This window comes from Clostridium sp. CCUG 7971 (assembly GCF_017590215.1).
In the GTDB taxonomy this organism is placed as follows: domain Bacteria; phylum Bacillota; class Clostridia; order Peptostreptococcales; family Peptostreptococcaceae; genus Faecalimicrobium.
This window is the reverse complement of record NZ_JAFFPK010000119.1, coordinates 1-6,971: the sequence shown is the minus strand read 5'-3', so window position 1 is coordinate 6,971 and position 6,971 is coordinate 1. Positions and strand designations below refer to the sequence as shown.

Sequence of the window (6,971 nt, the reverse complement as noted above, 5' to 3'; positions counted from 1 at the left end):
AAAAATTGGAAATTCTATATAAAAATAAGAATAATATTATAATTAATACTATAATCGTAATATTATTCTTATACGAATCTATAAATATTAAATATTTATAGATATTTAACTATATAGGAGTGATAAATATGAGAAGATTTGCACTAATATTAGCTATAATAGGAGCTCTTAACTGGGGTATTATAGGTGTATTTGGAGCAGATTTATTAGGGAATATATTTGGAGGTACTTATGCATTAATAAGTAGAATAATATATTCTTTAGTTGGTCTAGCAGGTATATACTTACTATTCACATTTGCATCTAATGATAATGATTAGAAATGATATTTAAGCCGTTGATAATAATAAAAATCAACGGCTTTTATTTATATAAAAAATTAAATTATATAAAATCAAAACATATAGGCAAAGTTTTGATATTATTAAATAAGTAGTAATAATATTAAAGATTGAAACTAGATATAAAGGTATAAATATAAGGAGCTATAAATGAAAAACACAATTATAAATGAATTAAAAGAAATAGTTGATATAGATCTAGTATCTTTTCATGTGCCTGGACATAAAATGGGAAAAATATATGATAGATTAGGATACACATCAATAATAGATAAGATGTATAAAATGGATACTACAGAGATAATAGGAACAGATAACCTACATTCTCCAGAAGGTATAATTAAAGAATCTCAAGAAAGAGCATCTAAGGTGTTTAAAAGTGATAATACATATTATATAGTAAATGGTAGCACAAGTGGAATACAAGCCTCTATAATGGCTTCTTGTGAGCCAGGAGATAAATTAATTGTAAATAGAGATTGCCATCAGTCAGTTATAAATGGATGCATATTAGGAGATATAAATCCTGTATATATAAATGCAGATATAAGTAAAGATAATAATATAGTAAATGGAGTTATATTAGAAGATGCTATAGAAGTTATAAATAATAATCTAGATGCAAAAGCTATATTACTTACATATCCAACTTATTATGGAATTACATATGACTTAAAAACTATTTGTGATTACGCGCATAGTAAAAATATGATAGTTATAGTTGATGAAGCTCATGGAGCTCATTTAGGATTAAGTGATGAACTACCTAAGACTGCTTTAGGGCAAGGTGCAGATTTAGTTATACAAAGTACACATAAAACTTTACCAGCATTTACACAAGCATCTATGATACATACACAGGGAAATAGAGTAAATCATTCTAGATTATCATCTATGCTAAGATTTGTTCAGTCATCAAGTCCATCATATACACTTATGGCCTCACTAGAGTTAGCTATTGATATATATGAAACAAAAGGAAAAGAATTAATGAAGGAGCTTTTATTAAATATAGATGAGTTTAAAGAAAATATTAAGGGTAATGAACTTATAAGGGTATATAATGAATATGATAAAACTAAAATATTTGTGGAATCAAAAAATATTGGATTAATAGGATATGAATTAGAAGAAATACTTAGAAAAGAGTACAATATACAGGTAGAATTATCTAACTATTATGGGGTATTATTAATATGTACTATAGGTAATGATGATAAAGATCTTAAAAAATTAGAAATGGCATTAAAAAATATATATGATAGTAATAATATAAAAGAAAACATAAAAGAAGTAGAATATCCAAATATAATACCAAAAAAAGCTTTGAGCCCTAGAGAAGCATTTTATAAGAGTAAAAAAAGTGTTAAAATATATGACAGTGTAGGTAAAATAAGTGGAGAATATATAATACCTTATCCACCAGGGATAAGTTTATTATCTCCAGGAGAAATAATAACAAAAGAAGTGATAGATTATGTATTACTATGCAATAAAAAAGGTATGCATGTAAATGGAATAAAAGATTCAAATTTAGAATTTATAGAGATTATAAGTGAATAATAAGTAAAGAAATATGGAGGTGGAATCTGATTAAAATAATTATCTAAAGTGTATTAGAGATAATGAAATTAATAATGTAAGGAGAAATTTTAATCAGGATATAAAATATGAACGGAAAGTTAATAATCATAGAAAGTGGATCAGATGCAAGCGGAAAAGCAACACAAACTAAGAAGTTATATGAAAGACTATTAAAAGATGGGTATAATATAAAAAAGGTTGAATATCCAAATTATAAGTCAGAATCATCATCACTAGTAAAAATGTATTTAAGAGGTGATTTTGGAGATAAACCATCAGATGTAGATCCATATGTATCATCTACATTTTTTGCAGCAGATAGATATGCATCATATAAGACAGAGTGGGAAGAATTTTATTGCAATGGAGATATAATACTTGCTGATAGGTATACAACGTCTAATATGGTACATCAAGCCTCTAAAATGGATAAAGAAAATAGAGACAAGTACTTAGATTGGTTAACAGATTATGAATTTAACATGTATAAGATACCAAAACCTGACTGTGTAGTATTTTTAGACGTACCAATTGAGTTTAGTCAAAAGCTTATGGAGAATAGAAAAAATAAATTTACAGGTGAAGATAAAAAGGATATACATGAAAGTGATATTAAGTACTTAGAAGATTCATATAATAATTCTTTATATATAGCAGATAAATATAATTGGAAGAAAATAAACTGTGTTGAAAATAATGAATTAAGAAGTATAGATAGTATCCATGAAGAGATTTATCAAGTAGTTATAAATACAATAAAATCTATGGAGAGTTAGATATGTATTTTGAAAATATAATAGGTCAAGAATTTGCGAAAAAGTATTTAACAAATTCATTAAGAAAAAATAAAGTTAATCATGCATACATGTTTGAGGGTATTGATGGAATAGGGAAAAAGAAATTTGCAGGGGAACTAGCAAAAATACTATTAAATACTGAAAATGTAGATAGTAGTCCAGATTATATAAATATTAATGCTGATGGAAGTAGTATAAAAATAGCTCAAATAAGAAAACTACAAACAGATATAATAATAAAACCACATAAAGAGTACAAAATATATATAATAAATGAAGCAGAAAAAATGACAGTAGAAGCTCAAAATGCTCTATTAAAAACATTAGAAGAGCCGCCAGAATATGCTATAATGATTTTAATTACTAGTAACAAGGAAAGATTATTAGACACTATAAAATCTAGATGTGAAATAATAAAATTTCTTCCTATATCTTTATTAGATTTAAAAAAATTCTTAATAGATAAAGGAATAGAGGAACAAAGGGCACAGTTACTTTCAGTTTTTTCTAGGGGAAGTATTGAAAAAGCATTAGAATTATCAGAGTCAGCCGATTTTGCAATAATGAGAGACGATATACAATCTTATATACAAACTATACTTGATAAAAAGATTATAGATATATTAGAAATACCAGCTAATATGGACAAGTATAAAAAAGAAATCGTTAGTATTTTAGACATTTTTGTAAATTACTTTAGAGATATGATGATGTTAAAAGAAAATATTGATAAAAGTATGATAATAAATGCAGATAAGATAGTATTTATACAAAATATGAGCAAAAAAATTACATATTCGCAAGTATCAAAGATTATTGATATAATAGAAGATACTAAGACAAAGATAAGAAGCAATTGTAACTTTAATATAAGTATACAAGTTATGGCTTTGAATATATATGAGGTGATTAAATGATAAAGATAGTGGGTGTTAGATTTAAAAATGCTGGAAAAATATATTATTTTGATCCAGTTGAATTTGAAATAGAAAAAAATATGGACGTAGTAGTAGAAACTGCAAGGGGACTAGAATATGGGACAATAGTTGTTGGTCCTAAAGAAATAGAAGAAAAAGAGTTGGTTTCACCATTAAAACCAATAATAAGAATAGCTACACCAGAAGATACTGATGCATATCTTGAAAACAAAGAAAAAGCAAAAGAAACTTTTGAGTTATGCCAGCAAAAAATAAAAGAACACGAGCTTACGATGTATTTAATAGATTGTGAATATACATTTGATAGAAATAAATTAATATTCTACTTTACAGCAGAAGGAAGAATAGATTTTAGAGAATTAGTAAAAGATTTAGCAGCAATATTTAAAACAAGAATAGAGTTAAGACAAATAGGTGTTAGAGACGAAGCTAAGTCTATTGGTGGACTTGGACCATGTGGAAGAAGATTATGCTGTTCATCATGGCTTGGAGATTTCCAACCAGTTTCAATAAAAATGGCTAAAGATCAAAGTTTATCTCTTAATCCTACAAAGATTTCTGGAATATGTGGACGATTATTCTGTTGCTTAAAATATGAGCATGATGTATATGCTGAAGCTATTGATTCAATGCCAGTAGTAGGGGCATTAGTAAAAGTTGAAGAAGCTAAAGGTAAAGTAGTAGAAATAAATCCATTATTAGAACAAGTTAAAATAGAATTTAATGATAAAACTATAAAGATATGCCATAGAGAAGAAGTTAAAGTTTTACAAGAGCCTAAAAAGTCTGGAAATAGTTTAAGAGCAGAAGGCTTAGATGAAGCGACAATAAGAGAATTAAAGAAATTAGAAGACTAAGATTCTATTTATATAAGTATTAAAAATTATCATAAGATTAAGGGGGTAGGATTTTTCCTACCTTTTTTAAAGTAATAATACCTATAAAATAGATATATGTGAAACAGGACATTAAAAGGAGATACTTATGGAAATAAAACTAAAAGAAACAGAAAGAATAGATGATTTACAATTAAAGGGATTAAAGCTAATACAAGATACAACGGGATTTTGTTTTGGTGTAGATGCAGTTTTATTGGCTAACTTTGCAAAAGTAAAAAGAGGAGCTAAGGTTGTTGACCTAGGTACTGGAACAGGTATAATACCTACACTTATTGCAGGTAAAAGTGAAGCTAGTGAGATAATAGGAGTAGAAATACAAGAAGAAGTTTATGAAATGGCTACACGTTCTGTAAAATTAAATAATCTAGAAGATAGAGTAAAAATAATAAATGCAGATATAAAAACAATTGATAAAGAATTAGAAGTACATGGATACCATGTTGTAACATCGAATCCTCCATATATGCATATGGATGGAATTAAAAATCCAAATGATAAAAAAGCTATATCAAGACATGAGGTAAAATGTAACTTAGAAGATGTTATAAGAGCTGCATCAAGATTAACAATGCCTAAAGGAAAATTCTTTATGATACATAGACCTACAAGATTAGTAGATATAATAGATTTAGGTAGAAAATATAGACTAGAACCTAAGCAAATACAATTTATACATCCAAGAGCAAATAAGGCTCCAAATTTAATGCTTGTAGAGTTTGCAAAGGATGGAAGACCAGAATTAAAAATACTAGACCCATTATATGTTTACGGTGAAGATGGAGACTACACAGAAGAATTAAGAGCAGTTTATGCAAATGAAGATATAGGAGAAAAATAAATGAGCGGAAAATTATATATATGTCCAACACCAATAGGTAACTTAGAGGACATGACATATAGAAGTATAAGAATATTAAATGAAGTTGATTTAATAGCAGCAGAAGATACAAGACATAGTATAAAACTTTTAAATCACTTCGATATATCTAAACCACTAACAAGCTATCATGACCATAATAAAGATTCAAAAGGTGGATACCTAATAAATAAATTACTAGATGGAGAAAATATAGCATTAGTAAGTGATGCTGGTATGCCAGGAATATCAGACCCAGGAGAAGATATAATAAGACAAGCTATAGAAAATAATATAGAGATAGAAGTTCTTCCAGGTGCGACGGCATCTATAACTGCACTAGTAAGTTCAGGACTTCAGACTGCTAAATTTGCATTTGAAGGATTTTTAGATAGAGATAAAAAGGTTAGAAGAAAGCAACTTGAAGAATTAAAAGAAGAAAGTAGAACAATAATTTTTTATGAATCACCACATAGATTAAAAGATACTTTAAAGGATATGTTAAAGATATTAGGTAATAGAAAAATATCAGTAAATAGAGAACTTACTAAAAAGTATCAAGAGATAATAAGAGAAGATTTAGAAACTGTTATAAATATATTCAATGAAAGAGAAATAAAAGGAGAATTTGTTTTAATAGTGGAAGGTTTTACAGGTGAAAAAACTGTAAAAAATAGCTATGATGACCTTAGCGAAAGAGAATATGTTGTAACACTAATTGAAAGTGGAATGGATAAAAAAGAAGCGATTAAAGCAGTATGTAAAGATAGAAAGCTAAAGAAAGATGTAGTTTACAAGCAAGTATTAGATTTATAAAAAAATTTGGAGTGATATATATGAAACTACAAGAAAGTCTATTAGATAGTTTACGTGTAGAAAAAACTTATAATCATTTTCGTGAACTAGATGAAAATCAAATACTAGAAAAAATTATACCTCAAGTGAAGGATATGAAGGTGATTGGTGAGTGCAAATATCATGTAGTAAATGCATATGATCATTCTTTATATGCTTTAGAAGAGTTTGAGAGTATAGTAAATGAAAAAAACTTTTTTTCAAGCCATTTAAAAAAAAGAGTAGAAGAATATTTAAATACTAAATTAGATAATAACCTAACTAAATTTCAGTTACTAAAGTTAGGAGTATTTTTACATGATATAGGAAAGCCTGCTAGTAAGACAGTTGATAGTGATAATAGGGTTCATTTTAGAGGTCATGAGATAATAGGTGAAGAGATAACTTTTAAACTAGGACAAGAATTAGGGTTATCTTATAAAAATATAGATATTCTATGCAAATATGTAAGACATCATATGACACTTTTAATCCTTTATAAAAATAATGATATGCCAAAAGAAAAGCTATATGAAATATTTGATGCATTAAATGATGATATTATAGGAGTTTTATTATTAGGATATGCAGATATAGTATCGACTAGAAAACTGTTAAATCCTAATGAGGATAGTGGCGTAATAAAAACATATATGAATTATGTACTTACTAATTATATTTATAGATATAGCAGATAAAATATATAACATAAAAATACTCTG

8 protein-coding genes are annotated in these 6,971 nt (G+C 27.0%); all 8 read left to right on the top strand.

Annotated elements, in window-relative coordinates; all coding sequences use genetic code 11:
* Positions 1–128: 128 nt before the first annotated feature.
* The 8 genes from JWF52_RS14685 to JWF52_RS14650 all read left to right on the top strand — a co-directional run bounded on the left by JWF52_RS14685 (position 129) and on the right by JWF52_RS14650 (position 6,947).
* Entirely contained in the window at positions 129–320 is a 192-nt protein-coding gene (locus JWF52_RS14685) for a DUF378 domain-containing protein (RefSeq protein WP_208334288.1), read from the top strand.
* A 171-nt stretch (positions 321–491) separates the two neighbouring features.
* Positions 492–1,904, top strand: coding sequence for an aminotransferase class I/II-fold pyridoxal phosphate-dependent enzyme (locus tag JWF52_RS14680; protein ID WP_208334287.1), 1,413 nt, complete (start codon positions 492–494; stop codon positions 1,902–1,904).
* Between the two features lie 107 nt (positions 1,905–2,011).
* Complete coding sequence (locus tag JWF52_RS14675; protein ID WP_208334286.1) at positions 2,012–2,701, top strand: dTMP kinase; 690 nt, start codon at positions 2,012–2,014, stop codon at positions 2,699–2,701.
* A 2-nt stretch (positions 2,702–2,703) separates the two neighbouring features.
* On the top strand, positions 2,704–3,639 hold the full coding sequence (locus JWF52_RS14670; protein WP_208334285.1) for a DNA polymerase III subunit: 936 nt from the start codon (positions 2,704–2,706) through the stop codon (positions 3,637–3,639).
* Positions 3,636–4,517, top strand: coding sequence for a PSP1 domain-containing protein (locus JWF52_RS14665; RefSeq protein WP_208334284.1), 882 nt, complete (start codon positions 3,636–3,638; stop codon positions 4,515–4,517). The genes JWF52_RS14670 and JWF52_RS14665 overlap by 4 nt, the downstream gene beginning before the upstream one ends.
* Positions 4,518–4,644: 127 nt before the next feature.
* Complete coding sequence (locus tag JWF52_RS14660) at positions 4,645–5,397, top strand: tRNA1(Val) (adenine(37)-N6)-methyltransferase (RefSeq protein WP_042278146.1); 753 nt, start codon at positions 4,645–4,647, stop codon at positions 5,395–5,397.
* On the top strand, positions 5,398–6,231 hold the full coding sequence (gene rsmI, locus JWF52_RS14655) for a 16S rRNA (cytidine(1402)-2'-O)-methyltransferase (protein ID WP_208334283.1): 834 nt from the start codon (positions 5,398–5,400) through the stop codon (positions 6,229–6,231). It abuts the gene before it with no gap.
* A 20-nt stretch (positions 6,232–6,251) separates the two neighbouring features.
* Complete coding sequence (locus tag JWF52_RS14650) at positions 6,252–6,947, top strand: HD domain-containing protein (protein ID WP_208334282.1); 696 nt, start codon at positions 6,252–6,254, stop codon at positions 6,945–6,947.
* Positions 6,948–6,971 lie beyond the last annotated feature (24 nt).

Bases quoted from the DNA above. Each gene is read 5' to 3' on its own strand.
- JWF52_RS14685 (WP_208334288.1), top strand. From the start codon at position 129: ATGAGAAGATTTGCACTAATATTAGCTATAATAGGAGCTCTTAACTGG.
- JWF52_RS14680 (WP_208334287.1), top strand. From the start codon at position 492: ATGAAAAACACAATTATAAATGAATTAAAAGAAATAGTTGATATAGAT.
- JWF52_RS14675 (WP_208334286.1), top strand. From the start codon at position 2,012: ATGAACGGAAAGTTAATAATCATAGAAAGTGGATCAGATGCAAGCGGA.
- JWF52_RS14670 (WP_208334285.1), top strand. From the start codon at position 2,704: ATGTATTTTGAAAATATAATAGGTCAAGAATTTGCGAAAAAGTATTTA.
- JWF52_RS14665 (WP_208334284.1), top strand. From the start codon at position 3,636: ATGATAAAGATAGTGGGTGTTAGATTTAAAAATGCTGGAAAAATATAT.
- JWF52_RS14660 (WP_042278146.1), top strand. From the start codon at position 4,645: ATGGAAATAAAACTAAAAGAAACAGAAAGAATAGATGATTTACAATTA.
- rsmI (WP_208334283.1), top strand. From the start codon at position 5,398: ATGAGCGGAAAATTATATATATGTCCAACACCAATAGGTAACTTAGAG.
- JWF52_RS14650 (WP_208334282.1), top strand. From the start codon at position 6,252: ATGAAACTACAAGAAAGTCTATTAGATAGTTTACGTGTAGAAAAAACT.